This window comes from Methylobacterium organophilum, from assembly GCF_022533465.1.
In the GTDB taxonomy this organism is placed as follows: Bacteria; Pseudomonadota; Alphaproteobacteria; order Rhizobiales; family Beijerinckiaceae; genus Methylobacterium; species Methylobacterium organophilum.
Map to the genome: position 1 here is coordinate 296,721 of NZ_CP092848.1, position 25,756 is coordinate 322,476.

The following is a 25,756-nucleotide window of genomic DNA, read 5'->3' on the forward strand; positions in this document are numbered from 1 at the left end:
ACCGACGAGAGAGACCGACCCATGTTCATCGAAGCGCCCGAGCTCTCTTCCCATTCCGCCATCCGGCACGCCTTCTTCACCCGGCAGGGCGGCGTCTCGGAGGGGCTCTACGCCTCGCTGAACGGCGGCATCGGCTCCCGGGACGCGCCGGAGCGGGTGACCGAGAACCGGGCCCGGATGTGCGCGCAGCTCGGCCTTCCGGCAGCCAATCTCGTCAGTCTCTACCAAGTCCATTCCGCCGACGTGGTGACCGTCGAGGCCCCCTTTCCCCTGGACGGCCGTCCAAAGGCCGACGGCATGGTGTCCCGGGTGCCCGGCATCGTGCTCGGCATCGCCACGGCCGATTGCGGTCCGCTCCTCTTCGCCGATCCGGAGGGCCGGGTCGTCGGCGCCGCCCATGCCGGCTGGAAGGGCGCCCTCGGCGGGGTCATCGAAGCGACGGTCGCCGCCATGGTGGCGCTGGGCGCCCGGCGCGAGCGCATCGTCGCGGTGCTCGGGCCGACGATCGCCCAGGCCTCCTACGAAGTGGGTGTGGAATTCGTGGAGCGCTTCCGGGCGGAAGCACCGGGATCGGAGCGCTTCTTCGTCGACGGCCGCCCCGGCCATGCCCAGTTCGACCTCCCGGGCTTCATCCTGGCGCGGCTTCAGCAGGCGGGCGTGGCGGAAGCGGTTTCCCTCGGTCTGTGCACCTACGCGGATCCGGAGCGCTTCTACAGCTATCGCCGCGCCACGCACCGGGCCGAGAGCGACTATGGCCGCCTGATTTCCGCGATTGCGCTGACTCCCTGATTTCGACCGCGTGCGCTGCCGCACAGTGCCATGCCGCCCGGGCCTGTTCAGTGTCCGGGCCGCTTCGGCGTTCGCGGCAATCAGCTGCGACAATCTGTCCACGAAACCAGGCAGAAAAAGCTCCACAGCAAGTGAACCTTGACCGTTCGGTGGCGTTTTACGGTTAAGCTGCTGAGGGGTTTCCGGTCAGCGCCACAAAGGGGCCGTTTTCGCGACGGTCGGCGTGATCGGTTCGCAACAGCATCTCTCAGGCTGCTGCAATAGATACGGGGAACCGTGCGGGAACGACGTCAGGAATGACGCGACCGCACAGATCAGAGGACCAGATGATGAAAGCTATTCTTCGCGGTGCGACCGCCCTTGCCGGCATTGCTTTCGCAGGCTCTGCCTTCGCTGCCGACCTGCCGCGCCGTGCGGCTCCCCCGCCGGTCTTCACCCCGGTTCCGGTCTTCACCTGGACGGGCTTCTACGCGGGTTTCAACGCCGGCTACGGCTTCGGCACCAATGACGACCGGACCCCGACCGTGCTCGGCGTGAACGCCGCCTCGGGTCTGGTCCCGGCCGGCACGACCGCCGTCATCGCCTTCAACAACCGCAACAACAACGAAGGCTTCGTTGGCGGTGGTCAGATCGGCTACAATTATCAGTTCACCCCGGGCTCCGGCTTCGTGATCGGTGTCGAGGCCGACGCCCAGTACGCGGATTTCGGCCGTAACCGGAACCGCTTCCTCTCCACCGCGCCGCTGGCCGCCACGCAGGTGTTCAACCCGAACGGCCTGTCGGGCCTCGACTACTTCGGCACCGTCCGCGGTCGTCTCGGCTACGCCTTCGACCGCACCCTCGTCTACGGCACCGGCGGTTTCGCCTACGGCTCGGGCGGCGGCCGCGACTTCGGCACCGGGGTGTCCTCCGACGACTTCCAGACCGGCTGGGTCGCCGGCGGTGGCGTCGAGTACGCGCTCCCGACCGACTCCTTCCTGAACTTCTTCAAGTCGTCCGCCGTGACCCTGAAGGTGGAAGGTCTGTACGTGAACCTCGACCGCGGCTCGGCCGGCAACGGCGCCTTCGCGACCGACACGATCGGCCGCACCGTCAGCGTCACCAGCCCGGGCGTCGTGCTCGTCAGCGGCGGCCGTCAGGTCCGCGATACCGAGTTCGCGGTCGTCCGCGCCGGCATCAACTACAAGTTCGGCTCGTACTGAGCCAAAACGACGAGAAACGATCCCCGCGCGACCGCGCCCGATCCGTTCGGTCGCGCGCACTTCCAGAGAAAGCCCGGCGAGAGCCGGGCTTTTTTCGTTCCGATCCTGCTCCGCCGGCGCAGGAGACGGCTTCCGGCGCCAAGTCCCGCTCTCTCGCAGCAAAAAAAATTCGGTTGGCCGGGCGCTCCGCCCCCGTCGAAAACGCTCAAGCCCCCTGACAATTCGCCCTGCTCCCCCCATCTCCTGACCCGACGCAGGGTGGCGCGGCCGCCTGCCTTCAGGAGGAAGGGTCGATGAACAGCGAAGAACGCGAGATCATCAACGGCATCTTTCAGCGGCTCGAGCAGGCCTCGAACCAGCCGCGCGACGCCGACGCCGAGCGCTTCATCGCCGACAAGCTGCGAAGCCAGCCCTACGCGCCCTACGCGATGGCGCAGCTGATCTACGTGCAGGAAGAGGCGATCAAGAGCCTCAACCAGCAGCTCGAGGAGGCGCGTCGCGCCCCGCAGCCGCAATCGTCCGGCGGCGGCGGTTTCCTGTCCAGCATCTTCGGCGGCGGCTCCCGTCCCGAGCCGCAGCAGCAACGGCCGGCCGGCCAGCCCTGGGGCAATCAGGGCGGCTACGGCGCGGCTCCTCCTCCCGGCTACGGCCCGCAGGGTGGCTATGGCGGCCAGCCCGGCTATCCCCCGCAGGGCGGCTATGGTGGTCCGCAGGGAGGCCCGTGGGGCGGCCAGCCGCAGCAGCCGGCCCGGGGCGGCGGCTTCCTCGCCACCGCGCTTCCGATGGCGGCCGGTGCCGCGGGCGGCATGCTGCTCGGCAGCGCGCTCTCCAACGCCTTCGCCGGCGGCCATTCCCAGCTCGGCAGCGCGTCCGCCGCAGGCCTGGCGGGCGGGGGCGAGACCATCGTCGAGAACAACTATTTCGGCGGCGGCAGCGACCAGGATCTCGGTTCCGCCCTCGGCGGCGGCAATGACGGCTTCCAGGACGCCTCCTTCGACGATCCGGGCGCCGATTTCGGCGATGGCGGCGGGGACGACGACTGGGTCTGATCTGGTCTCGCCGCTCGCAGGCATCCGATGAAGAAAACCCCGCCGCCGGTTTCCCCGGCGGCGGGGTTTTTCGTCGGTCCGTAGTGTCCAGACGGGTCAGAGCACCTCGACCCGCGTGCCGACCGGCGTACGCTCGTAGAGGTCGATGACGTCCTCGTTCATCATGCGGATGCAGCCCGAGGAGACGTTCTGGCCGATCGTGTGCGGCTCGTTGGTGCCGTGGATCCGGTAGAGCGACGAGCCGAGATAAAGCGCCCGGGCGCCCAGCGGGTTCTCGGGGCCGCCCGCCATGTGCCGCGGGAGATCGGGGCGGCGCAGGATCATCTCGGCCGGGGGCGTCCAGTCCGGCCATTCCCGCTTCTGGCTGATCGTCTTGGTGCCCGTCCAGACGAAGCCAGGCCGGCCGACCCCGATTCCGTAGCGGATCGCCTGCCCCCCGGACTGGACGAGGTAGAGGAACTTCGCCTCGGTATCGATCACGATGGTGCCGGGACGCTGCCGGCCCTCGAAGGCGACCACCTGCCGGGCGAAGCGTGCGTCGGGCGCGCGGGCGATTCGTTCCTCGCCTGCCATGTCCGGCGGCAGGGCGGCCATCCGCGTGCGACGGGGCTCGGGCATCGGCCGATACGGATCCGCCGGGTCGGCGGCCGCGTAGCGTGGTGCACCCGGGCCGCCATAGCCGTAGGCGGCCGAATGGCCGGGCAGCACGCCGTCATCCGGCACCCGCGGGCCACCGCGATAGGCCGGGGCCGGACCGCCGCCCGTCATCAGGAACTCGATGAAGCCGCCGCCATATTGACCCGCGGTCTGCGCCTGCGCGCTCCCGCACACCAAGAGAAGGGCGAGGGCCGCCCCCACACCTGCACGCATCGCCTTCGCTCCACTCGCCTTTGGACGGGAGCATCGATTCGGCCTGGCCTCGAAGCGGTGAAGGAACGTGGTGAATCGCGCCGAGGGGCACCCGGCGGATCGGGGATTCGAGATTTTCGTCAACGATGCATGAATTCACACTTCCTCGCCGCGCCTTCAGCAAATCGAAAGCACTCTGCGCGAAGTCTGCGTGTCGACCGCTCTTCGCTCGGGCCGCCTGCCATGATGAACAAACGCTATCGGATCGAAGACAGCCTCGGCCTCGGCACGCCCTCGCCTTCCGGCAGCAACGGCAGTGACCCGCGGGTCGGCGAGATCCTGACCGCCATTCAGGATCTCCGGAAGATCACCCTCTCGAGTGCCGGCGAGACCATCGACGCCTGCCGGCGAGAGCTGAACGAGGCCTTCGCGATGCGGGGCGAGCTCGACCTCATGAAGGAGGCGATCACCCGCACGAAGAAGGAGATCGCGACGCTCCACCGCTCCGAGAGCAACGGCAAAGGCATGCGCCGCGTTGCCGGCGAGCTCGACGCCGTCGTCGAATCGACCGAGCGTGCGACCTCCACGATCCTCGGAGCCCTGGAGGAGATCGAGAACAACGCCAGCATGCTGCGCAGCGCCCGGCTGACGAGAGCGCACCAGGGCAACCTCGACGTCATCCTCGATCGGGTGATCGTCGCCTACGAGGCCTGCAACTTCCAGGATCTGACCGGCCAGCGCATCAACAAGATCGTCAACGTGCTCAAGTTCATCGAGGAGCATCTCGACCGGATGATCGAGGCCTGGAGCGGTCTCGACAGCTTCCGCGAACTCCTCGACGTCACCGAGGTCGCCCCCGCCATCGACGACGAGAGCTCCCTCCTCAACGGGCCGAAACTCGCCGAGGACCCGGGCCACGTCGATCAGTGTGATATCGACGCCCTGTTCGACTGACCGCGGAGCGACAGGCTCTTCCAAGCGGATTCGCCGAGCCTTACATCGGCGGCATGAGCCGCGTTGCGCCCCGATCCGCCCACGGAGACGTCCCGCCGGAGAATTTCGACGAGCGGGACGACGAGGAGCAGGAGGCTCCTGCCCTCGACGAGGCGCCCGAGATCGACTTCGATTTCGAGCCCGGCGCGGTCAAGGCCGGCACGGAGGTGATCCGGCGGTTCTGGTCGACGCTGCCGCCCTCCCCCGGCGTCTACCGGATGTTCGACACCAAGGGCGACGTGCTCTACGTCGGCAAGGCCAAGAACCTGAAGGCGCGCGTCGCCTCCTATACCCGCGGCACCGGGCACGTGAACCGGATCGCCCGGATGATCGCCCAGACGGCGGCGATGGAATTCGTCACCACGGCGACCGAGACGGAAGCGCTGCTGCTCGAGGCCAACCTCATCAAGCAGCTCAAGCCACGCTTCAACGTGCTGATGCGGGACGACAAGTCGTTCCCCTACATCCTGCTCACCGCGGACGGGGACGCGCCCCAGATCGTGAAGCATCGCGGCGCCCGCCGCCGCAAGGGCAACTATTACGGCCCGTTCGCAAGCGTCTGGGCGGTCAATCGCACGGTGAACGCCCTGCAGCGCGCCTTCCTGCTGCGCACCTGCTCCGACAGCTACTACGAGAATCGCACGCGGCCCTGCCTGCTCTACCAGATCAAGCGCTGTTCCGGCCCCTGCACCGGGGAGATCTCCCTGGAGGATTATGCCGGGCTCGCCGAAAGCGCCCGGGGCTTCCTCTCGGGCAAGTCGAACGCGGTGAAGGACCGCATGCGCGAGGAGATGGAGAACGCGGCCGAGGCGCTGGAATTCGAGCGCGCAGCCCGCTTCCGCGACCGCATCGCGGCGCTCTCCGCGATCCAGGGTACCCAGGGCGTGAACACGCAAGGGGTCGAGGAGGCCGACGTCTTCGCCCTCGACGAGCAGGCCGGCCAGTTCTGCATCGAGGTGTTCTTCTTCCGGAACTACCAGAACTGGGGCAACCGGGCCTATTTCCCGAAGGCCGACCGGACCATGAGCCCCGACGAGGTGCTCGCCTCCTTCATCGGCCAGTTCTACGACGACAAGCCGGCGCCCCGCACCGTGCTCGTCAGCCACGCCATCGAGGATGCGGAGCTCGTTGCCGCCGCCCTGTCCATGCGGGTCGAGCATCGCGTCGAGATCCACAGGCCGCAGCGGGGCGAGCGCAAGGCGCTCGTCGACTACGCCCAGCGCAACGCCAAGGAGGCGCTGGGCCGGCGCCTCGCCGACACCGCCTCACAGGGCAAGCTGCTCGTGGCCCTGGGCCAGTCCTTCGGCCTCGACAAGGCCCCGCGCCGCATCGAGGTCTACGACAACTCCCACATCATGGGTACGAACGCGGTCGGCGGGATGATCGTCGCCGGCCCCTCGGGCTTCATGAAGACGCATTACCGCACCTTCAACATCAAGTCGGAGGAGTTGGTGCCGGGGGACGATTTCGGGATGATGCGCGAGGTTCTCACCCGTCGTTTCAAGCGCTTAGTCAAGGAGGCGCCGCGGGCGGGCCTCGAAGCGGCTGAGGGCGCCCTCGAAGCCGCCGCCCTCCCGGCTCCGGCGGAGCCGGAGGATCCCGACGCCTTCCCCGCCTGGCCCGACCTCGTCCTGATCGACGGCGGCAAGGGACAGGTCGAGGCGGCCCGCACGGCGCTCGCCGAGATCGGGGTGAACGACGTGCCCCTCGTCGGAATCGCCAAGGGACGCGACCGCGATGCCGGGCGCGAGACCTTCTTCGTGCCGGGCAAGGCCCCCTTCAAGCTGCCGCCGCGGGACCCGACCCTCTATTTCGTGCAGCGGCTGCGAGACGAGGCCCACCGCTTCGCCATCGGCACGCACCGGGCCAAGCGCAAGCGCGAGATGGTGAGGAACCCCCTCGACGAGATCGCCGGCATCGGGCCTTCCCGCAAGCGCGCGCTGCTCCATCATTTCGGGACGGTGAAGGCGATCCAGCGGGCGGCGCTGGAGGACCTCGCCAAGACGCCCGGCGTCAATGCGGCCACCGCGCGTGCCGTGTACGACCACTTCCATGCCGGGAACTGAGCGCAGCCCGGTCAACGCCGCTGTTGACGCTCCTTTCCGCCCATGATTTCACCCCAGCGATGAACGCCGTCCTTCCCCGACCCCGCTCGCAGGCCTGGACGGTCGCGAATTGCCTCACCTACGGGCGCGTCGCCGCCGTGCCGGTGCTGGCGGCCCTGTTGTTCTGGCCCGACGACGTGCGCCTGCGCTTCGCCGCCTTCGCGGTCTTCGTGGCGGCCGGCGTCACCGACTATCTCGACGGCTACATCGCCCGGGCCTACGCCCAGAGCTCGGCCCTCGGCCGCATGCTCGATCCGATCGCCGACAAGCTCCTGGTCTCCGCCTGCCTGCTGATGCTGGCGGCGGACCACACCATCTCCGGGTTCTCCCTCTGGGCGGCGATCGTGATCCTGTGCCGGGAGGTGCTGGTCTCCGGCCTCCGCGAATATCTCGCCGAGCTGAAGGTCGGCGTGCCGGTGAGCAAGGTCGCCAAGTGGAAGACCACCGTGCAGCTCCTCGCCCTGGGCTTCCTGGTGGCCGGGCCGGCGGGCGAGACGATCCTGCCCGGCACCACGGTCGCCGGGCTGGTCCTGCTGTGGATCGCCGCGGCCCTCACGCTGTACACCGGCTGGGACTACATGAGGGCGGGCATCAAGCACGTCATCGACGACCGGCGCTGAGACCTTTTGCGATGAAGCTCGTCTATTTCGCCTGGGTGCGCGAGCGCATCGGCCGTCCGGACGAGACGGTCGAGCCGCCGCCGGAAACCCGCACCGTCGCCGATCTGGTGGCCTGGCTGAAAAGCCGGGGCGAGGAATACGCCTACGCCTTCGAGAACGAGGCCGTGATCCGCGCCGCCATCGACCGGGTGCACGCCAAGCCCGACAGCCCCATCGCCGGGGCGGGCGAGATCGCGTTCTTCCCGCCGATGACGGGCGGCTGACTCCCCGTTCAGCTCTGTCCGAGGGCCTCGCGGAAGGCCTTCAGGTTGGCGCGCATCATGTCGAGATAGGTCGGCGCCGGGCCGTCCTTCGTCGACAGGGCGTCGGAATAGATCCGGCCGCCGATCCGGGCGCCGCTCTCGCGGGCGATCTGCTCCATCAGGCGCGGATCGGCCACGTTCTCCAGGAACACCGCCGGGATCTTCTCCTGCCGCACCTGGCGCACGATGCGGGCGACGTCCCGCGGGCTCGCCTCGCTGTCCGTCGAGATGCCCTGGGGCGCGATGAAGCGCAGGCCGTAGGCCTCGCTGAAATAGCCGAAGGAATCGTGCGTCGTGATGATCCGGCGCTGCGTGGCCGGGATCGCCGCCACCGCCGCGCGGATCTCGGCATCGAGGGCGTCGAGCTTCGCGAGATAGGCCGTCGCATTCGCCGCATAATCGGCGGCATGGGCGGGATCGGCCTTGGCGAGGCCATCGCGGATGCGCGCCACATAGACCTTCACATTGGCCACATTCTGCCAGGCATGCGGATCCGCATGCGCCTCCCCGCCATGGTCGTGCCCGTGATCGTGACCCGGCTCATAGCCATGGTCGTGCTCGGGATTGGCGGGCAGCGTCCGGATGCCGTCCGAGGCGGTGACCACGGGCGCCTTGGTGCCGGAGGCCTTGATCAGGCGCTCGATCCAGCCCTCGAAGCCGAGGCCGTTGGCGAAGACGATGGCCGCCCCGGCGAGCGCCCGCGCATCCTCCGGCGTCGGGTTGTAGCCATGGGCGTCGGCATCCGGGCCGACGAGGCTGCGCACGCTGACATGGTCTCCGCCGACCTGGGACACGAGGTCGCCGAGGATCGAGAAGGTCGCCACGGCTTTCGGCTTGTCCTGGGCCGCGGCCGGCGCGAGCAGGGCCGCGAACAGGGCCAGGGACGCGGCCAGTGCGGTGAGGGAACGAATCGGCAAGGGAATCTCCGCGCCAGTGGGGAGGGCGAGCGTGTAGCGGCCTCCAGGGGACGCGGGAAGCGGTCAGGCCGCGGCGGCCGGCTTGTCCCCACGCGATCGGTAGGACAGGGCCTCGGCCAGGTGCAGGCGGCGCACCTCGGCCTCGCCGTCCAGATCGGCCAGCGTGCGCGCGACGCGCAGCGTCCGGTGGAAGCCCCGGGCGGAGAGGCGCATCGTCTCCGCCGCCTGCCGGATCAGAGCCGTTCCCTCCGCATCGGGCCGGGCGACCTCCTCGATCAGGGTCGCGGGGCAGCTCGCATTGGTGACGGCGGCCGGCAGGCCGCGCCCGGCATAGCGCTCGCCCTGGCGCCGGCGTGCCGCGGCGACCCGGGCGGCGACCTCGGCCGAGCCCTCCGCCGGCGGCGGCAGGATGAGATCGGCGGCGGTCACCGCCCCGACCTCGAGGACGAGGTCGATCCGGTCGAGGAGCGGCCCGGAGATGCGGGCGCCGTATTGCGCCATGCAGCGCTCGTTCGGCCCGCGCCGGCAGGCATAGCCGGGCTCCAGCGCCTGCCCGCAGCGGCAGGGATTCATCGCCGCCACCAGCTGGAAGCGGGCCGGATAGGTGACGCGATGATTCGCGCGGGCGATCATCACCTCGCCCGTCTCCATGGGCTGGCGCAGGGAATCGAGCACCTGCGGCGTGAACTCGGGCAATTCGTCGAGGAAGAGCACGCCGCCATGGGCGAGGGAGACCTCGCCCGGCCGCGCGTTCAGCCCGCCGCCGACCAGGGCCGCCATCGAGGCGGAATGGTGCGGCTGGCGGAAGGGACGGCGGTTCGAGAGGGCGCCGCCCTTCAGGATGCCCGCCACCGACTGGATCATCGAGACTTCGAGCAGCTCCCGCGGCCCGAGCGGCGGCAGGATCGAGGGCAGCCGCGCGGCGAGCATCGACTTTCCGGCCCCCGGCGGCCCGTTCATCAGCAGGTTGTGGCCGCCGGCCGCGGCGATCTCCAGGGCGCGCTTGGCGCCTTCCTGGCCCTTGATGTCGCGCAGGTCCGGCATCGGACCGTCGAGCGAGGCGACCGCGGGCTCGGGCCGCGCCATCACCTGGCTGCCCTTGAAATGGTTGGCGAGCTGGATGAGCGAGCGCGGCGCCAGAACATCCATGTCCCCGGCGGCCCAGGCCGCCTCCGGGCCGGTCGCGGCCGGGCAGATCAGACCGAGTCCCCTCTCGTTGGCCGCCATGGCCGCCGGCAGCACCCCGGCCACCGCCGTCATCGTCCCGTCGAGGGCGAGTTCGCCGAGAACGCAGTAGCCCGCGAGCGCATCCGCCGGCAGCGCGCCGATGGCGCCCATGACGGCCAGCGCGATGGGCAGGTCGTAATGCGAGCCCTCCTTCGGCAGGTCGGCCGGAGCCAGGTTGACGGTGATGCGCTTGGCCGGCAGCGCCAGCCCCGAGGCGATCAGGGCGGAGCGCACGCGCTCCCGCGACTCGGCCACCGCCTTGTCGGGCAGACCGACCACGGTGAAGGCGACGGCGCCGGGCGCGATCTGGACCTGGACGTCGACCGCCCGTGCCTCGATCCCCTCGAACGCGACCGTCGCGACCCGCGTGACCATGTGCCGAACGATTCCCGCCTTCCCAACAAAGGTTAAGCGGGGCCGGGCCGCCTGTCACAGGGGATGGCGGCCAAGCGCGGGCTTTTCCCAAGCCGGCGCCTCGGCAGTGCAACTGGAACCGGAAGTCGCGATGGCCGTTCGCCCGCCAGTTCTATCGTAGAGGAGATCGACCATGACCTTGCGCCCCCTCGCCCTCGCGGTTCTCGGCCTCGCGCTGGCCGCGGGCGGTCCGGCCCTCGCCGACCAGAAGCTTCCGCCGGACCAGCAGGCCAAGGTCGAGGCGCTGCTGAAGCAGGAAGGCTTCACCAAGTGGGACGAGGTCGAACTCGACGACGGCATGATCGAGGTGGACGACGCGATCGACGGCTCGGGCAAGAAGGTCGACCTGAAGATCGACCCGAACACCATGGCCATCGTGAAGCGCAAGGCCGAATAGGCCGCCGGCGCTCAGCGGCGCGAGGCCGAGATCCCGCCGCTTTTGGGCGCGGAGGACGAGCGGCGGATGCGGACCCGGCAACCGGGCCAACGCCCCGCTTGCATCGCCGCGCGGCTGCGGCCATATACGGCGCGGGAGGTTGGCGAGGGACGTTTCACTCGCCAACCGGGTCAGGTCCGGAAGGAAGCAGCCCTAACGAGACCGAGCGGGTCTTTGTCCAGCCTCCCACCTCTCGCCTTGCAGCGAGCGGCCGCCTGAAGCGGCGCCTCCACCCGACATCCGAGCCGGCATGGACGAGACTCGCGGCACGCTGATCGACGAGCCGGGTCTTCCCGGCATGCCGGCTCCCGCTGCGGCGCCGACACCCTATCGGGTGCTCGCCCGCAAGTACCGGCCGCAGACCTTCGACGATCTGATCGGCCAGGGCGCCATGGTGCGCACCCTGGCGAACGCCTTCCGGGCCAACCGGATCCCCCAGGCCTGGATGCTCACCGGCGTGCGCGGGGTCGGCAAGACCACCACGGCCCGCATCCTGGCCCGCGGCCTGAACTATGTCCGCGCGGGCGCGCCCGACAGCGGACCGACCATCGCCATGCCCGAGCTCGGGCTGCACTGCCAGGCGATCATGGAATCCCGGCACATGGACGTGCTGGAGATGGATGCCGCCTCGCATACCGGCATCGACGACGTGCGCGCCATCATCGACGGCATCCGCTACGCACCGGTCTCGGCCCGCTACAAGGTCTACATCGTGGACGAGGTCCACATGCTCTCGGAGAAGGCGTTCAACGCCTTCCTGAAGACGCTGGAGGAGCCGCCGCCCCACGCCAAGTTCGTGTTCGCCACGACCGAGATCCGCAAGGTCCCCGTCACCATCCTCTCGCGCTGCCAGCGCTTCGACCTGCGCCGCGTCGAGGCGGACACGCTCTCCGCCCATCTGCGCAAGATCTGCGCGGCGGAAAGCGTCGCGATCGAGGACGAGGCGCTCGCGGCCCTGACCCGCGCGGCCGAGGGCTCGGTGCGCGATGCCCTCTCCCTGCTCGATCAGGCGATCGCCCACGGCGCAGGCGCCGTCACCGCGGCGGGGGTGCGCGACATGCTCGGCCTCGCCGACCGCGCCCGCATCGTCGACCTGTTCGAGGCGGTGATGAAGGGCGACGTGCCCGCCGCCTTCGCGGAGCTGCGCGCGCAATACGATGCCGGGGCCGATCCGGCGGTGGTGCTCTCGGATCTCGCCGGCTTCACCCATCTCGTCACACGCCTGAAGCTGGTGCCGGCGGAGGCCGCCGCGGACCCGACCCTGAGCGAGGCCGAGCGCACCCGCGGGGCCGCCTTCGCGGGCAAGCTCTCGGTGCGGGTGCTGTCGCGGGCCTGGCAGATCCTGCTCAAGGCGGTCCCCGAGGCGCAGATGGCGAGCCGGCCCCTCGCCGCGGCGGAGATGGCGCTGGTGCGCCTCGCCTATGCCGCGGACCTGCCGACGCCCGACGAGACGCTGCGGCGCCTGAAGGGCGAGGCCCTGAGCGCGCCCGCGCCGGCCCCCGTCGCGGCCGCCCCCCGCGAGGAGCCCATCGCGGTCATGCCGCCGCGGATGGACGTGCCGCCCCGGCCGGCCCTGGTCGCCACCAGCGCGGCGCCGCGGGCCGTGGCCGAACCGGCCCAGCGGGCGCCGGAGCCCGCCGGACCGCAGATCCGCCGGTTCGAGGACCTCGTCGCCCTGGCCGACCAGCACCGGGATATCGGGCTGCGGACGGCGCTGGAGCGGGATTGCCATCTCGTCCGCTTCGAGGATGGGCGCGTCGAGTTCCGCCTCGCCCCCGGCGGCCGCCAGACCCTGGCCAACGACCTCGCCCGGGCCCTCGACGCCTGGACCGGGCGGCGCTGGATCGTCGCCCTCTCCAAGGAAGAGGGGGCGCCGACGCTCGAATCCCGGGCGCGCAGCGCACAGGAGACGCGGCACCAGAACGCCGCTGCCCATCCCCTCGTCCGCGAGGTCCTCACCCGCTTTCCCGGCGCTCAGATCGTCGACGTGCGCGAGAAGGTGGCCGACGAGCCCGCGGAGCCGGATCTCGGCGCCCTGTCCGACGGATCGCCCCCCGAGGAGGACGACGCGTAGGGGCATTCCGACGCGGTGTCTCTGGTCCGCGCGTTTCGGCAACGATCCGGCCGCGTCTTGGATTCGGGCAGCCCTGCGGTCATGTGAGGGATCGGGATCCCCTGCGAGCCGCGGCGGCCCCGTCCGCGGCAAGAACCTTTTCTGCGACGCGCTTCCCGACGCCGGCCGGCGTCTCGTCCCGGGAAGCGCCCACGACAGCACCGGAGCGGTCACGACATGCGCGACATCATGGGCATCATGAAGCAGGCCCAGGCCATGCAGGAGAAGATGGCCTCGCTTCAGAGCGAGCTCGACCATGTGGAGGTGGCCGGCAGCTCCGGCGGCGGGGCCGTCGCGGTGCGGATGACCGCCAAGGGGCAGCTCAAGGGCATCACCCTCGACCCCTCCCTGATGAACCCGGACGAGCGCGAGATCCTCGAGGATCTGATCGTCGCCGCCGTGAACGACGCCCGCGCCAAGGCGGAGGCGACCGCCCAGGAGAAGATGGCCGAGCTCACCAAGGGCCTGCCCCTGCCGCCCGGCATGAAGCTGCCCTTCTGATCCTCCGGGAGCACGGAACGGAAACGGCGGCGAGAGGCCCCGCCGCCGTCCTCGGACAGGTCGACCGAAGGCGTCTTACGCCGCGATGGAGGTGGCCGGCTCGGCCGCCTTCACGTCGGCATCGACATGGCTCTCGAAGCGCTTGAAGTTGTCGCGGAACATGCCGACGAGGCGTTCCGCCGTCTCCGCGAAGGCGGCCTTGTTGGCCCAGGTCTTGACCGGGGAGAGGATGTGCGGCTCGACGCCCGGCACCGCGACCGGCACCGCGAAGCCGAAATACGGGTCCCGGCGGAACTCGGCCTTCGACAGGGAGCCGTCGAGGGCGGCGGCGAGCAGCCGCCGGGTCACGCGGATCGGCATGCGCCGGCCGGTGCCGACCCCGCCCCCGGTCCAGCCGGTGTTGACGAGCCAGCAATCGACGTCGTGCTTGGCGATCAGCGCCCGCAGTAGGTTGCCGTAGGTGCTGGGATGGCGCGGCATGAAGGGCGCGCCGAAGCAGGTGGAGAAGGTCGCCTCCGGCCCCGTCAGCCCCCGCTCCGTCCCGGCGACCTTGGCGGTGTAGCCGGAAATGAAGTGGTACATCGCCTCGGCGCCGGTGAGCTTGGCGATCGGCGGCATCACGCCGAAGGCGTCGCAGGTCAGCATCACGATGTTCTTCGGGTGCCCGGCCCGGCCGGTCGCGCTCGCATTGGCGATGAAGTCGAGCGGATAGGCGCAGCGGGTGTTCTCCGTGCGCGAGGCATCGTCGAAATCCGGGCGGCGCGTCATCGGATCGATCACCACGTTCTCCATCACCGTGCCGAAGCGCTCGGTGGTGGCGTAGATCTCGGGCTCCGCGTTGCGCGACAGGCGGATGGTCTTGGCGTAGCAGCCGCCCTCGAAGTTGAAGATGCCCTCCGGGCTCCAGCCATGCTCGTCGTCGCCGATCAGCTGGCGCGAGGAATCGTTCGAGAGCGTGGTCTTGCCGGTGCCGGAGAGGCCGAAGAACAGGGCCGAGTCGCCGGCCGCGTCGAGGGCGGCATTGGCCGAGCAGTGCATCGGCATCACGCCCGCCCCGGGCAGGATGTAGTTGAGGTAGGTGAAGACCGACTTCTTCATCTCGCCGGCATAGGCGGTGCCCCCGATCAGGACGATCTTCTTCGAGAAGTCGATGGCGATCACGGTCTTGGTGCGGCAGCCGTGCCGGGCCGGATCCGCCTCGAAGCTCGGCAGGTCGATGATCGTCAGCTCGGGCACGTAACCCGCGATCTCCTCGCGCGCCGGCCGGATCAGCAGGTTGCGGATGAAGAGGGAGTGCCAGGCGAATTCGGTGAAGACGCGTGCCTTCACGCGGTGGGCCGGATCGGCGCCGCCGTAGAGATCCTGCGCGAACAGCTCCCTGCCCTCGGCATGGGCGAGGAAGTCTCGATGGAGCACCGCGAACTGCGCCGGCGTGATCGCGCCGTTGTTCTCCCACCAGATCTCGTTCTCGGTGGACGCGTCGCGCACGACGTACTTGTCCTTGGGCGAGCGGCCGGTATGGCTCCCCGTGGTGGCAACCAGCGCGCCGCCCTGGGCGAGCTCCGCCTCGCCGCGGCGCAGGGCCTCCTCGTAGAGGCGCGGCGCCTCCAGGTTCCAGTGCACGGCCTTGAGATGGCGCAGCCCGGAGGCCTCGGCCCCGTGGCCCTGGTTGAATTCGCCGGTATTGGTCACGTTCGCTCTCCTGGGCCCCTGATCGCGCCGGCCGGCCGCCGCTCCCGGCGTCGGTCTCGTTCGATAGAGGCGTCCGCGCGGTCGTTCAGGACCGCCGCGCGCAGGTTCACCGCCTCATCGCCACAACCGGGATATCGGACCGACCTTAGCCGTCAACCGAACTTTGGACGGAGATCCGATCGCGCCGAACCCAATCGAGGTAGAATTTTTGGACGAGCGTCGCTGTCTGTCACCTGAACAAAATTTCACATCATCCATCGACCCAGGGTCGAAAATTAGTTTTGAGGAGCGTCGAGGGTCCTCCGCCAGAAATCCAGGCTCTCATGATTGACGGGAGCGCCCGCCTCGCGGTTCCGCTCGGTCACGAACACATGGAATCGCTGCGCCCGCTGAAGGCCGGCCAGCGCGCGGGTGGCGGCGAGGATCCGCGTGATGCGCAGGTGATTGTGGTCGTAGGCGCGCAGCCAGCCCTGCGTGTCGCGATAGAAGCGCGTCATCCGCTCCAGGGCGGCGTCGAGCCCGGCCAGGGCCTGCGGATCGGCGCGGATCGCCTCCGCCTCCTCCGCTCCCAGCACGGGGGCGCCGGGCACCGCCCGGCTCGCCTCGGGCAGCGGGAAGCACCACTGGATGAAGTCGTGCACGCCCTCGATCCGCGCATCGTCGAAGGCGAGCACGTCGGCGAGGCGGCGCCCGCTGCCGTCCTTGCCGGATCCCGAGAGGAAGGCGTGGATCGGACCCGGGCTCATTCGAACTCTCCCTTGAGGGGACGCGCCAGCAGGCGGGCGATCACGTCGTCGACGCCCGCCGCGCCCGTGACGATGGCGGCGACGGCCTCGGCCACCGGCATCTCGACGTCCCGGGCACGGGCGAGGCCGACCAGGGCCGCGGCGGTGAAGGCGCCCTCCGCGAGCTTGCCGCCCGCGGCCTCCTCCGGCGAGGCGCCGCGGCCGAGCCGCTCGCCGAAGGCGAAGTTGCGCGATTGCGGCGAGGAGGCGGTGAGCACGAGATCGCCGAGGCCGGACAATCCCATCAGCGTCTCCGGGCGGCCGCCATAGGCGCGGGCGAAGCGCATCAGTTCGGCGAAGGCCCGGGCGATCAGGGCAGCCCGGGCGCTCTCGCCGAGGGCACGCCCGGCGACGATCCCCGAGGCGATGGCGAGCACGTTCTTGCCGGCGCCGCCGATCTCGACCCCGCGCACGTCGTCCGTGTGGTAGAGCCGGAAGCTCGGCCCGGAGAGCAGGCCCGCGAGCCGCGCGGCCAGCGCCCCGTCCTCGGCCGCGAGCGTCACCGCGGTCGGCAGGCCCCGGGCGACGTCGGAGGCGAAACTCGGCCCCGACAGGACGGCGATCCGGCGGCCCGGCCCCAGGGCCTCCGCGGCGACGGCGCTCATGAAAGCGTCGGAGCCGCGCTCGATCCCCTTGGCGCAGAGCACGAGCGGCGCATCTTCCCGCAGGGCGCCCCCCAGGCGTCCGAGGACGCTCCGCAGGGTCTGGGCCGGCACCACCGACAGCACCGTCCCCGCCGTCGCGAGATCGCCCTCCGCCGCGGTCGGCCGCACGCCGTCGCGGAGCGTCACGCCGGGCAGGTAACGTTGGTTCACCCGCGTCCGCGCCATCGTCGCGGCGGCCTCCGGGTCGCGCAGCCACAGGATCACGTCGCGGCCCGCCGCCGCGGCAGCGTTGGCCAGCGCCGTCCCCCATGCGCCGCCGCCGATCACCGCCACCCGGTTCGCGGCTTCACCCGACATCGCCATCCCGAAACTCCCTGACGCGATCGACCCCCTTTTCGCGTAAGGGGCGCCGGCCGGCCAGAGCGTTCCGCGCGGCCTGCGGGCCGGAGCGCCCGAGAATCACCGCGCGTTTCCGCATGTATCGTTCGTGTGCGGCCGCTCGGAGCGCCCCAAATGTTAGCGAGATACGACATATATTGGTTTAGTTCATCGGGCCGACCGGTTGCATCAGCACTGATTCATCGTTTCGGCTGAGTTCAGTGACAACAATCACACATTCCGATTCAGCTCGCCGGTTCTGAATTTTTCGGTCGTTTACAAAAAAATAAACAATCTAAATCAAGACCGATTGCGCACCATTGAGTGCGAGAAATGGGGGCGCCGGTGGTATTCTTCAATTCGGACCACGACGCGGTCCTGCGCGCGATCGATCGGTCGCAGGCCCGCATCAGCTTCTCGCGGGACGGCGAGGTGCTCTCGGCCAACGAGAATTTCCTGAAGCTCGTGGGCTACGGTCTCGACGAGATCGTAGGCCGCCACCACAGCATGTTCGTGCCGCCGGCCGAGCGCGAGAGCGAGGGCTATCGCGCCTTCTGGACGAGCCTGAAGGCGGGCGAGGTCCAGTCGCGGGAGTTTCGCCGCATCGGTAAGGACGGCCGCACCATCTGGATGCAGGCCTCCTATAATCCCGTGCTCGATGCCAGGGGCCGGACGGCGAAGATCGTGAAGATCGCCGTCGACATCACGGCGCAGAAGCTGGGGAACGCCGCCCACGAGGCGCAGATCGCAGCGATCAACCGGTCGCAGGCGGTGATCCACTTCGCCCTCGACGGCACCATCACCGACGCGAACGAGAATTTCCTCAAGACGGTGGGCTACAGCCTCGAAGAGATCCGGGGCCGGCACCACAGCATCTTCGTGACGCAGGCCGAGCGCGAGAGCGCCGCCTATGCCGCGTTCTGGCAGACCCTGGGAAGCGGCAGTTACCACAGCGGCGAGTTCAAGCGCTTCGGCAAGGACGGCCGCGAGGTCTGGATCTACGGCTCGTACAATCCGGTGTTCGACGAGGACGGCAAGCCCTGCGCCGTCGTGAAGTTCTGCAGCGACGTGACCCAGCGCGTCGCCGACCGCCTCCGCCGGGCCGAAGGCCAGCGCGCGATCGAGGTCGATCTCGGCGAGATCACCCTGGCCATGACGGATGTGAGCCGCCAGGCGGTCGAGGCGGTGGAGGCGGTCTCCACCGCCTCGGACAACGTGCAGGCGGTTGCCGCCGGCACGGAGGAATTCGCAGCCTCGATCTCCGAACTGAGCCGCCACGCCAGCCAAGCCAAGAACGTCTCGGACGAGGCCGTGATGAAGGCCGAGCAGGCCGGCGCCATCGTCTCCAGCCTGACCTCCGCGGCGGAGCGCATCGGCGAGGTGATCTCGGTGATCCGCTCGATCGCCGATCAGACCAACCTTCTCGCCCTCAATGCCACGATCGAGGCCGCCCGCGCCGGCCAAGCCGGCCGCGGCTTCGCCGTCGTCGCCTCGGAGGTGAAGGCGCTGGCGGGCCAGTCGTCCCGCGCGACCGAGGATATCGGCAAGCAGATCTCCGCCGTGCAGGAATCGACCGGCCAGGCGGTGAGCGCGATCGAGGCCATCGCGGCGACCATCGGCAGTCTGAGCGAGATCTCGATGAGCGTCTCCTCCGCGGTCACCGAGCAGGCGGCCGTGACCCAGGAGATCTCGAGCAACATGCAGATCGCGGCACGCAACGTCGACACCGTGCGCACGAATATGGGGGGCATCGCCCGGGCGGCGGGCGCGGTCGACGAATCCGTGAAGAAGGTCGCGCAATCGGCCCGCGCCATCGCCTGAACCGACGCGACGTCTCGGCACGAACGGGCGTCCGGCGCGAGCCGGGCGCCCGTTTCGTCAGGCGGGTGCGAGGGTGAGCCTGTAGAGCACGTGCCGGCTCAGGGACGAATCCGGCGCCAGGGCCGGATGGTCGAAATCCTCCTCCGGGGCGCGCTGCATGCCGAGGCGCTCCATCACGGCCCGCGAGGGCTGGTTGCCCTCCGCGGTGTAGGCGACGACGGCGGCGATGCCGCAGCGTTCGCGCAGATCGGCCAGGGCGAGCCGGGCCCCCCGCGTCGCGAGGCCGCGCCCCCAGGCGTCCCGGGCGAGCCGCCAGCCGATCTCCACCGTGTCGCCCGGCCGGGCGCCGCCGGCGAAGGGCATGGCCCGCATCACCCGCATCCCGCCGACGAACCCGGCGAAGGGCAGCGCGCCCGCGATCTCGACCGCCCAGGGGCCGAACCCGTCCGCCTCGAAGCGGCGATCGAGGGCGCGCGCCTCCGCCACGCTCTCGTCCCGGCCGCGCAGGGCCGGGAAGAAGCGCATCACCGCCGGATCGGCATTGAGCGCGGCGAAGGCCTCGTCGTCCGCGCGCCGCCAGCGCCGCAGGATCAGATCTCCCGCGCGCAGGACCTCCGGCGCGGCGGGCAGGGGCCGCTTGTGGCGCCAGGCCAGGGAGCGGTCGTTCAGGAGCCGGAGATCCGCCCGCCCTTCGAGCACCGCCTCGCCGAGCTCCAGCGCCAAAGCGAGCCGGTCCTCCGGCATGTTGGCCCAGGCCGGGGGCGCCACGCTCTCGCGCCAGGGGGCGCCGCAGGCATTGTCGAGGAGGATGCGCGCGAAGCAATGGTCGAGGCGCACCGGCCAGTCCGGGCGCGCGCGGGCCGCCTCCGGCAGGCGCCGGTCGACGAGGTCGCGCCAGCGCGCCCGGCGCTCCGCCTCGGTTCCCGGCGCCGGCGGCTCCGGCTCGGGCAGGCGCAGGTCGGGCAGGCGCAGGTCGGGCAGGTTGCCGCGGCCGTAGCGGTAGCGCGGCCGCTGCTTCAAGCCGCGGCCTGCGGCGCGGCCAGAGGCCAGCGGGCCCGGGCGGGCGCCGTGATGTCGTCGACCAGGCCGAGGCGCAGGCGCTCCAGGCCGGCCCAGGCGATCATGGCGCCGTTGTCGCCGCAGAGATTCAGGGGCGGCGCCACGAAGTCGAGCCCGACCTCGCCGGCCTGGGCCGCGAGCGCCCGGCGCACGGCGCCGTTGGCCGCCACGCCCCCCGCCGCGACCAGGGCGGTCGGATGCCCGGCGACGGCGCCGAAACCGCGCAGGGCCACGCGGACGCGGTCGACCACCACGTCGACCACCGCGGCCTGGAAGCTCGCGCAGAGATCGGCCACGTCGGCGCTTGCGAGCGGCGTGAGCCTCTCCGCCTCGATCCGCAGGGCGGTCTTCAGCCCGGAGAGGGAAAAGTTCGCCTCGCGCCGCCCGATCATCGGCCGCGGCAGGGCGAAGCGCTCCGGGTTGCCGCTCTCGGCGAGGCGCTCGACCTCGGGGCCGCCGGGATAGCCGAGGCCCAGGAGCTTGGCGACCTTGTCGAAGGCCTCGCCGATGGCGTCGTCGATGGTGGTGCCGAGGCGGACATAGTCGCCCACCCCCTTCACCGCGACAAGCTGGGTATGGCCGCCCGAGGCCAGGAGCAGGAGGTAGGGGAAGGCGATGCCGTCGGTGAGGCGCGGGGTCAGCGCATGCGCCTCCAGATGATTGACCGCGAGCAGGGGCTTGCGCGTGACGAGGGCGAGCGTCTTGGCCGTCACCAGCCCGATCAGCACGCCGCCGATCAGCCCCGGCCCGGCCGCGACGGCGATGCCGTCGAGATCGGACAGGCGCGTGCCCGCCCTGTCGAGGGCGCGGGCGATCAGCCGGTCGAGCACCTCGACATGGGCGCGGGCGGCGATCTCCGGCACCACGCCGCCATAGGCCGCGTGCTCGGCGATCTGGCTCAGCACCTCGTTGGCGAGGATGAGGCCGGGGGCCTTCTCCCCCTCCCCCGGCGAGACGATCGCTGCGGCGGTCTCGTCGCAGGTGGTCTCGATGCCGAGGATCTTCATGACGCGCGAAACCCTGACTTGGAATCCGGACGCGCCGGCTCCGGGATTGCCGGCCGGCGCGGCCCCGGTTTACGGCTTTTCGCGCGGGGGCGACAGGGCCCGCGGCGGCGCGGAGGGCGGCATGCGCATCTGGGTGGCCCGGCCGGAACCCGGCGCGTCGCGCACCGCCGCGCGCCTGACGGAGCTCGGCCATCGCCCGCTGATCGCACCCGTGATGCGGGTCGCCCCGACCGGGGAGAGGCCGCCGGAAGGCCCCTTCGACGCGGTGCTGCTGACGAGCGCGAGCGCGGCCGAGCCCCTCGCCGCCCTCGGCGCGACGGCGGCCCTCCCGGTCTTCGCCGTCGGCCGCCGCACCGCGGAGGCGGCGCGCAGGGCCGGCTTCGCGGAGGTCGTGAGCGCGGACGGGGACGCGCAGGCCCTCGCCGCCCTGGTGGGGCGGACCTGCCCCCCCGGCGCGCGGCTGCTGCACCCGGCCGGGGCCGACCGCAAGGCGGAGCCCGGCGCCACCCTCGCCGCGGCGGGTTTCCGCGTCGCCGTCTGGACGGCTTACGCGGCCCGCGCCGTCGATCGCTTGCCGGCAACGGTTCTCGCCGCGCTCGGGGGCGAAGAGGGTGGACTCGACGGCGTGCTTCACTATTCCCGGCGCAGCGCCGAGACGGCGACGAAGCTTGCGGTAGCCGCGGGCGCCGAGGCGCGCTATCGGGCGCTCCGGCACTTCTGCCTGTCGGCCGACGTGGCCGTGCCTCTGGTCGAGAGGGGGGTCGCGGCCCATTTCGTGGCAGCGCGGCCGGACGAGGACACGCTCCTCGCCGGCCTCGCGCAGGCGCGCTGAGGGCCGCGTTCCGGTCTCGCCGGGGCCGGCGGCGCGACGGGTGTTTCATCAGGCGGCCCCCTTGGGGCTGCGGGATCGGCGTGCGCGTCGGCGGGTCCTCGGACCGGCCAGGGGCGGCAGCCTGGGAGAAGGACGACAGGTCGGTGACCACGCCCAGCAACGACGGTTCGAAGTCCGGCGGAAAGCCCGAGACCAAGTCCGAGACGCAGAAGCCCGAGGCCAACAAGCCGGTTGCGCCCAGCAAGGCCGGTGCCACCGGCAGCAGCGCGATCGCGTCCTCCGAACCCGCCAAGCCCAGCGCCGAGGCGGCCAAGCCGTCGAGCCCGGCCAAGCCCGGCGCCGCCGGCAGCAGCGCCCTCGGCAGCGGCGGCCCGGCCGCGTCCTCTCCCGCAGCGTCCTCCCCGGCGGTCCCGGAGGCGGGCAAGCCCGCGCCGGCCGCGAAAGAGCCGGTCGAGCCGGTGAAGACGGCCTCCGCCCTCGGCGGCGCCAAGGTCGAGGAACCGGCCAAGGCAGGCTCCACCGGCAGCAGCGCCGTTCCGCCCTCGGCCAAGCCCGGCACGAGCGAGCCGGCGAAGCCCGAGGGCCCCGTGAAGGCGGGCGCGACCGGCAGCAGCGCGGTGCCCCCCATCGGCGGCGCCTCGGCCAAGCCCGCCTCCGGCCCCGAGGCCGCGAAGGCGACGCCTGGCGGCCCCACGCCCGGCGCGGCGAAGGACCGGACCGGCGAGGCGATCACCGACGGACCGATCATCGACCTCAAGGCCAAGCACATCCCCGATCCGGCCGAGGCCGCGAAGACGGGGCAGAAGACGGCCGACAAGCCGGCGGACAAGCCCTCCGAGAAGCCGACCGCAGCCGCGGCAGCCCCGGCGGCCTCCAAGGGCGGCGCGGGCTTCGGCTCGATCGCCGCGGCGGGCCTGCTCGGCGGCGTGATCGGCGCGGGGCTCCTGTTCGGTGCGGCCCAGACCGGCCTCCTCGCCCCGCAGGGGCAGACCTCCCGCCTCGACGGGATCGACCAGCGGCTCGCCACCCTGGCCCCCGCCGACCAGCTCGCGGCCCTGGGCAAGCGCGTCGGCGCCAACGAACAGGCTCTGAAGGCCGTGCCGGAGGCGGTCGCGGCCGCCAAGAGCGCGACGGAGAAGGCGGACGAGGCCCTGAAGAAGGCCGGTTCGGCCCCGGCGCCCGCCGCGGGCGAGGCCGCCCCCGCCGCCCCGGCCGACCTCGTGGCCCGGCTCGATGCCCTCGACCAGCGCGTCTCCGCGCTTCAGGAGGAGCCGGGCAGGGACCAGCCCGCCGATTCGAAGCTCGGCACCGCCCAGAGCGGCGAGGCGGCCGGGCAGATCGCGGCGCTCGACACCCGCCTCAAGACCCTCGAAGGGCGCCTGGAGAATGGCGGCCCGAACCCGAGCGATCTCGACGCCCGGATCAAGGCCAATGCCGAGGCCGACAAGTCCCTCGGCCAGCGCCTCGACAGCCTGGAGCAGAGCGTCGACGAGCAGATGAAGTCTGCGAGCAACGCGATCCAGTCCGTCACCCGAGCCATCCGGCAGACGGCCGAAGCCGGCAAGACCCAGGCCGAGGAGAACCTGAAGGGTCTCGACCGCCGGCTTCAGGAGCAATCCGAGAAGCTCGCCGCCCTCGGCCGCACCGTCGACGACAGTGCGAAGGCCGCGACCGTCCAGGCCGCCCTCCGGGTGGTCGCCGCCGACCGGATCGTGAGCGCGCTCTCCACCGGCGCCCCCTATGCGGACGCCCTCGGGACGCTGCGCGGGAACGATGCCGGCAACGGGGCCGCCCTCGAGCCGCTCGCGCCCTTCGCCGAAAGCGGCGCTCCGACCGCGGCCGCGCTGGCCGACGCCTTCCGGCCGGTGGCCGACAAGATCACCGCGGCCCGCAAGGCCGCCAAGGCGCGCAGCGTCGCGGAGACCGGCAGCGTCGGCGACCGCCTGTTCAGCATGGCGGAATCCCTGGTGCAGGTCCGCCGGGTGGGCACGCCCTCCGATGCGAGCGGCAGCGGCGACGCCGCCGGCAGCGTCGAGGCCGTGCAAGCGGCCCTCGACCGCGGCCGCATCGCCGAGGCCGCGAAGGCATTCCAGGCCTTGCCGCAGGACGAGCAGGCTCAGGCCGGCGATGTCGGCAGCCGTCTCAAGGCGCGGGCCGCCGCGGATGCCGCCGCGCAGGCGGTCCTGGCCGATGCCTTCAAGGGCCTGTCCGCGCCGGGTGCCGGCCGCTGACCATGGCGGAAGGCCGGACGCTCATCGCCGCCCTCCCCGGCGGCCATCGTTTTCGCGAAGGCGTTGCGACGCCGTCGTTTCCCGTTCGGAGCGGGGGCGCCCTGACCGGCGCATCCGCGAGGAGGTTCTGAGACCATGTGGCGCGCCCTGATCTTCCTGGCACTCCTCGCGGCGGCGGCCTACGGCGCCGTCTGGATCGCCGATCACCCGGGCACGGTGACCATCGTGTGGGGCGGCAACGCCTACGAGATGGCCCTCGCGGTGGCGCTTGCCGGCGTGCTGGTGGCGGCAATCGTGGTCGGCCTCGTCTTCGCCATCGTGCGCGGCACGCTCGGCCTGCCGGGGGCGCTCAGCCGCTCCTCGCGGGAGCGGCGCCGGGCCAAGGGCATGACCGCCCTGTCCCGCGGCATGATCGCCGTGGGCTCGGGCGATCCGCTCTCCGCCCGCCGGCACGCCAGCGATGCCGAGCGCCTGCTCGGCGAGCAGCCCCTGACCCTGCTCCTGAAGGCGCAGGCCGCCCAGATCTCCGGCGACCGCGACGCGGCGGAGCGCGCCTTCGAGACCATGGCGAACGAGCCCGAGACCCGCGTGCTCGGCCTGCGCGGCCTGTTCGTCGAGGCCCGCCGCCGGGAGGACGAGGCCTCCGCCCGCGCCTATGCGGCGGAAGCCGCCCGGCTCGCCCCGAGCGTGACCTGGGCGAACGAGGCCGTGCTCGAGGCGCAATGCGCCGACGGCGACTGGTCGGCCGCGGTGGAGACCGTGGAGCGCCGCGCCTCCCTCGGCCTGATGGACCGCAACGCGGCCCGGCGCCAGCGCGCCGTCCTCCTCACCGCCGCCGCGCAGAGCCGCGAGGCGGGCGAGCCGGAAGCCGCGGCGGAGCAGGCCCTCAAGGCCGTGAAGCTCGCCCCCGACCTCGTGCCCGCGGCGGCCATTGCCGGCCGGCTGCTCGCGCGCCGGGCGGAGGTGAAGAAGGCCGCCAAGATCGTCGAGGCCGCCTTCAAGGCGAACCCGCATCCCGATCTCGCCAAGGTCTATCTGGGCCTGCGCACCGGCGACACCGCCCGCGACCGGCTCGCCCGGGCCGAGGCCCTGGCCCGGCTCTCCTCCTGGCATCCGGAGGCCCGCATCGCCATCGGCCAGGCGGCCCTCGACGCCCGCGAATTCGGCAAGGCTCGCGAGGCCCTGGCGCCGCTCCTCGCCGACCGCCCGACGGTGCGCGTCTGCGCGCTGATGGCGCGGATCGAGGAGGCGGAGAACGGCTCCGGCGGCCGCTCCCGCGAATGGCTCGCCCGCGCGACCCACGCCCCGCGCGACCCGCTCTGGATCGCGGACGGCATCGCCTCCGAGCGCTGGGCGCCGATCTCGCCGGTCTCGGGCCGCCTCGACGCCTTCGTCTGGAAGACGCCGCCGGAGATCCTCGGCGGCCCGGCCGAGGACGAGGCACCGGCCACCCCCGCGGCCGAGCCCGCCCCCCTGGCGGTGGTCAAGGAGGAGGCCAAGCCGGCGCCGGCCGCGCCCAAGACCCCGGTCTCGAATCCCGCCGCCGCCACCCCCGCCGCGTCCAAGCCGGTCAGCCCGATCACCGGCGGCAGCCCGACCCCCGTCGTGATGCCCGCCCCGGGTGCCCCGACCCCGGCCGAGGCCGCGGAGGCCCAGGCCCGCAAGATCGCCTGAGGCCGCTTGCGGCCGAGCGGGTCGAGCCGAACCTCCTTTCCCCGCACGCGGGGAGAGGGACATCCGTCTCGACCCGATCGATCATTCTGAAACAGCACCGGCGCGATCGGGACAGCCGGAGACGGGGCCGCTTAAAGGTCGATTCACGCCGATCC

The 25,756-nt window shown here is 71.5% G+C and carries 22 protein-coding genes and 1 other RNA gene; 15 read left to right on the top strand and 8 right to left on the bottom strand.

Translation table 11 applies throughout. The features are described 5' to 3' along the window. Window positions 1-21: 21 nt before the first annotated feature. From pgeF to MMB17_RS01395, 3 genes are all read left to right on the top strand, one after another. Window positions 22-789: a peptidoglycan editing factor PgeF gene (gene pgeF / locus MMB17_RS01385; protein WP_241100807.1), complete on the top strand. Its 768-nt coding sequence runs from the start codon at window positions 22-24 to the stop codon at window positions 787-789. 329 nt (window positions 790-1,118) lie between these two features. Next, window positions 1,119-1,991, top strand: coding sequence for an outer membrane protein (locus tag MMB17_RS01390; protein ID WP_241102308.1), 873 nt, complete (start codon window positions 1,119-1,121; stop codon window positions 1,989-1,991). 293 nt (window positions 1,992-2,284) lie between these two features. Next, window positions 2,285-3,040 carry a DUF2076 domain-containing protein gene (locus MMB17_RS01395; RefSeq protein WP_241100808.1) on the top strand — a complete coding sequence of 252 codons (756 nt, stop codon included), beginning with the start codon at window positions 2,285-2,287 and terminating at the stop codon, window positions 3,038-3,040. Window positions 3,041-3,136: 96 nt separating this feature from the next. Here MMB17_RS01395 and MMB17_RS01400 read toward each other — a convergent pair whose 3' ends face one another. Beyond that, window positions 3,137-3,910 carry a L,D-transpeptidase gene (locus MMB17_RS01400; RefSeq protein WP_241100809.1) on the bottom strand — a complete coding sequence of 258 codons (774 nt, stop codon included), beginning with the start codon at window positions 3,908-3,910 and terminating at the stop codon, window positions 3,137-3,139. Window positions 3,911-4,132: 222 nt separating this feature from the next. Here MMB17_RS01400 and MMB17_RS01405 point away from each other — a divergent pair, with 222 nt between their 5' ends. From MMB17_RS01405 to moaD, 4 genes are read left to right on the top strand one after another with little or no spacing between them, the layout of a single operon-like run. After that, window positions 4,133-4,843: a chemotaxis protein gene (locus MMB17_RS01405; RefSeq protein ID WP_241100810.1), complete on the top strand. Its 711-nt coding sequence runs from the start codon at window positions 4,133-4,135 to the stop codon at window positions 4,841-4,843. A 53-nt stretch (window positions 4,844-4,896) separates the two neighbouring features. Then, on the top strand, window positions 4,897-6,948 hold the full coding sequence (uvrC, locus tag MMB17_RS01410; RefSeq protein ID WP_241100811.1) for an excinuclease ABC subunit UvrC: 2,052 nt from the start codon (window positions 4,897-4,899) through the stop codon (window positions 6,946-6,948). A gap of 59 nt (window positions 6,949-7,007) precedes the next feature. Beyond that, window positions 7,008-7,607 (top strand): CDP-diacylglycerol--glycerol-3-phosphate 3-phosphatidyltransferase, encoded by a 600-nt coding sequence (gene pgsA, locus MMB17_RS01415; protein WP_241100812.1) that lies wholly within the window; start codon window positions 7,008-7,010, stop codon window positions 7,605-7,607. An 11-nt stretch (window positions 7,608-7,618) separates the two neighbouring features. After that, window positions 7,619-7,870 (top strand): molybdopterin converting factor subunit 1, encoded by a 252-nt coding sequence (moaD, locus tag MMB17_RS01420; RefSeq protein WP_238312554.1) that lies wholly within the window; start codon window positions 7,619-7,621, stop codon window positions 7,868-7,870. 8 nt (window positions 7,871-7,878) lie between these two features. On the opposite strand, the gene MMB17_RS01425 is transcribed toward moaD, so the two are convergent. Further along, window positions 7,879-8,820, bottom strand: coding sequence for a metal ABC transporter substrate-binding protein (locus MMB17_RS01425; protein ID WP_420847391.1), 942 nt, complete (start codon window positions 8,818-8,820; stop codon window positions 7,879-7,881). A 69-nt stretch (window positions 8,821-8,889) separates the two neighbouring features. Further along, a complete protein-coding gene (locus MMB17_RS01430) occupies window positions 8,890-10,428 on the bottom strand; it encodes a YifB family Mg chelatase-like AAA ATPase (protein ID WP_241100813.1) in 1,539 nt (512 codons plus the stop codon). Window positions 10,429-10,600: 172 nt separating this feature from the next. Between MMB17_RS01430 and MMB17_RS01435 the strand changes: the two genes are divergently transcribed. From MMB17_RS01435 to MMB17_RS01450, 4 genes are all read left to right on the top strand, one after another. Continuing rightward, window positions 10,601-10,864, top strand: coding sequence for a PepSY domain-containing protein (locus MMB17_RS01435; protein WP_241100814.1), 264 nt, complete (start codon window positions 10,601-10,603; stop codon window positions 10,862-10,864). A gap of 133 nt (window positions 10,865-10,997) precedes the next feature. Next, window positions 10,998-11,094: signal recognition particle sRNA small type (gene ffs, locus MMB17_RS01440), an RNA gene on the top strand. Between the two features lie 59 nt (window positions 11,095-11,153). Further along, window positions 11,154-12,977, top strand: a complete 1,824-nt coding sequence (locus MMB17_RS01445; RefSeq protein ID WP_241100815.1) for a DNA polymerase III subunit gamma/tau — start codon at window positions 11,154-11,156, stop codon at window positions 12,975-12,977. Window positions 12,978-13,193: 216 nt separating this feature from the next. Further along, complete coding sequence (locus MMB17_RS01450; protein ID WP_238312558.1) at window positions 13,194-13,517, top strand: YbaB/EbfC family nucleoid-associated protein; 324 nt, start codon at window positions 13,194-13,196, stop codon at window positions 13,515-13,517. 75 nt (window positions 13,518-13,592) lie between these two features. Here MMB17_RS01450 and MMB17_RS01455 read toward each other — a convergent pair whose 3' ends face one another. The 3 genes from MMB17_RS01455 to MMB17_RS01465 form a co-directional block, all read right to left on the bottom strand. Next, window positions 13,593-15,209, bottom strand: coding sequence for a phosphoenolpyruvate carboxykinase (locus MMB17_RS01455; protein ID WP_238312559.1), 1,617 nt, complete (start codon window positions 15,207-15,209; stop codon window positions 13,593-13,595). Window positions 15,210-15,484: 275 nt separating this feature from the next. Further along, window positions 15,485-15,955 carry a hypothetical protein gene (locus tag MMB17_RS01460; protein WP_241100816.1) on the bottom strand — a complete coding sequence of 157 codons (471 nt, stop codon included), beginning with the start codon at window positions 15,953-15,955 and terminating at the stop codon, window positions 15,485-15,487. Continuing rightward, window positions 15,952-16,956: an NAD(P)H-dependent glycerol-3-phosphate dehydrogenase gene (locus tag MMB17_RS01465; protein ID WP_241100817.1), complete on the bottom strand. Its 1,005-nt coding sequence runs from the start codon at window positions 16,954-16,956 to the stop codon at window positions 15,952-15,954. The genes MMB17_RS01460 and MMB17_RS01465 overlap by 4 nt, the downstream gene beginning before the upstream one ends. 366 nt (window positions 16,957-17,322) lie before the next feature. Here MMB17_RS01465 and MMB17_RS01470 point away from each other — a divergent pair, with 366 nt between their 5' ends. Then, window positions 17,323-18,798, top strand: coding sequence for a methyl-accepting chemotaxis protein (locus MMB17_RS01470; protein WP_241100818.1), 1,476 nt, complete (start codon window positions 17,323-17,325; stop codon window positions 18,796-18,798). Between the two features lie 57 nt (window positions 18,799-18,855). Here MMB17_RS01470 and MMB17_RS01475 read toward each other — a convergent pair whose 3' ends face one another. Next, window positions 18,856-19,749 (bottom strand): GNAT family N-acetyltransferase, encoded by an 894-nt coding sequence (locus MMB17_RS01475; RefSeq protein WP_241102091.1) that lies wholly within the window; start codon window positions 19,747-19,749, stop codon window positions 18,856-18,858. A 65-nt stretch (window positions 19,750-19,814) separates the two neighbouring features. After that, on the bottom strand, window positions 19,815-20,864 hold the full coding sequence (tsaD, locus tag MMB17_RS01480) for a tRNA (adenosine(37)-N6)-threonylcarbamoyltransferase complex transferase subunit TsaD (RefSeq protein WP_241100819.1): 1,050 nt from the start codon (window positions 20,862-20,864) through the stop codon (window positions 19,815-19,817). Between the two features lie 121 nt (window positions 20,865-20,985). Here tsaD and MMB17_RS01485 point away from each other — a divergent pair, with 121 nt between their 5' ends. From MMB17_RS01485 to MMB17_RS01495, 3 genes are all read left to right on the top strand, one after another. After that, window positions 20,986-21,696 carry a uroporphyrinogen-III synthase gene (locus MMB17_RS01485; RefSeq protein ID WP_238312698.1) on the top strand — a complete coding sequence of 237 codons (711 nt, stop codon included), beginning with the start codon at window positions 20,986-20,988 and terminating at the stop codon, window positions 21,694-21,696. A gap of 143 nt (window positions 21,697-21,839) precedes the next feature. Next, window positions 21,840-23,927 (top strand): hypothetical protein, encoded by a 2,088-nt coding sequence (locus MMB17_RS01490; RefSeq protein ID WP_241100820.1) that lies wholly within the window; start codon window positions 21,840-21,842, stop codon window positions 23,925-23,927. Window positions 23,928-24,062: 135 nt separating this feature from the next. Further along, window positions 24,063-25,601: a heme biosynthesis protein HemY gene (locus MMB17_RS01495; protein ID WP_241100821.1), complete on the top strand. Its 1,539-nt coding sequence runs from the start codon at window positions 24,063-24,065 to the stop codon at window positions 25,599-25,601. The last annotated feature ends 155 nt before the right edge of the window (window positions 25,602-25,756 follow it).

Excerpts from the sequence above, each read along its gene's own strand:
- pgeF (WP_241100807.1), top strand. The coding sequence starts at position 22 with ATGTTCATCGAAGCGCCCGAGCTCTCTTCCCATTCCGCCATCCGGCAC.
- MMB17_RS01390 (WP_241102308.1), top strand. The coding sequence starts at position 1,119 with ATGAAAGCTATTCTTCGCGGTGCGACCGCCCTTGCCGGCATTGCTTTC.
- MMB17_RS01395 (WP_241100808.1), top strand. The coding sequence starts at position 2,285 with ATGAACAGCGAAGAACGCGAGATCATCAACGGCATCTTTCAGCGGCTC.
- MMB17_RS01400 (WP_241100809.1), bottom strand. The coding sequence starts at position 3,910 with ATGCGTGCAGGTGTGGGGGCGGCCCTCGCCCTTCTCTTGGTGTGCGGG.
- MMB17_RS01405 (WP_241100810.1), top strand. The coding sequence starts at position 4,133 with ATGATGAACAAACGCTATCGGATCGAAGACAGCCTCGGCCTCGGCACG.
- uvrC (WP_241100811.1), top strand. The coding sequence starts at position 4,897 with ATGAGCCGCGTTGCGCCCCGATCCGCCCACGGAGACGTCCCGCCGGAG.
- pgsA (WP_241100812.1), top strand. The coding sequence starts at position 7,008 with ATGAACGCCGTCCTTCCCCGACCCCGCTCGCAGGCCTGGACGGTCGCG.
- moaD (WP_238312554.1), top strand. The coding sequence starts at position 7,619 with ATGAAGCTCGTCTATTTCGCCTGGGTGCGCGAGCGCATCGGCCGTCCG.
- MMB17_RS01430 (WP_241100813.1), bottom strand. The coding sequence starts at position 10,428 with ATGGTCACGCGGGTCGCGACGGTCGCGTTCGAGGGGATCGAGGCACGG.
- MMB17_RS01435 (WP_241100814.1), top strand. The coding sequence starts at position 10,601 with ATGACCTTGCGCCCCCTCGCCCTCGCGGTTCTCGGCCTCGCGCTGGCC.
- MMB17_RS01445 (WP_241100815.1), top strand. The coding sequence starts at position 11,154 with ATGGACGAGACTCGCGGCACGCTGATCGACGAGCCGGGTCTTCCCGGC.
- MMB17_RS01450 (WP_238312558.1), top strand. The coding sequence starts at position 13,194 with ATGCGCGACATCATGGGCATCATGAAGCAGGCCCAGGCCATGCAGGAG.
- MMB17_RS01460 (WP_241100816.1), bottom strand. The coding sequence starts at position 15,955 with ATGAGCCCGGGTCCGATCCACGCCTTCCTCTCGGGATCCGGCAAGGAC.
- MMB17_RS01465 (WP_241100817.1), bottom strand. The coding sequence starts at position 16,956 with ATGTCGGGTGAAGCCGCGAACCGGGTGGCGGTGATCGGCGGCGGCGCA.
- tsaD (WP_241100819.1), bottom strand. The coding sequence starts at position 20,864 with ATGAAGATCCTCGGCATCGAGACCACCTGCGACGAGACCGCCGCAGCG.
- MMB17_RS01485 (WP_238312698.1), top strand. The coding sequence starts at position 20,986 with ATGCGCATCTGGGTGGCCCGGCCGGAACCCGGCGCGTCGCGCACCGCC.
- MMB17_RS01495 (WP_241100821.1), top strand. The coding sequence starts at position 24,063 with ATGTGGCGCGCCCTGATCTTCCTGGCACTCCTCGCGGCGGCGGCCTAC.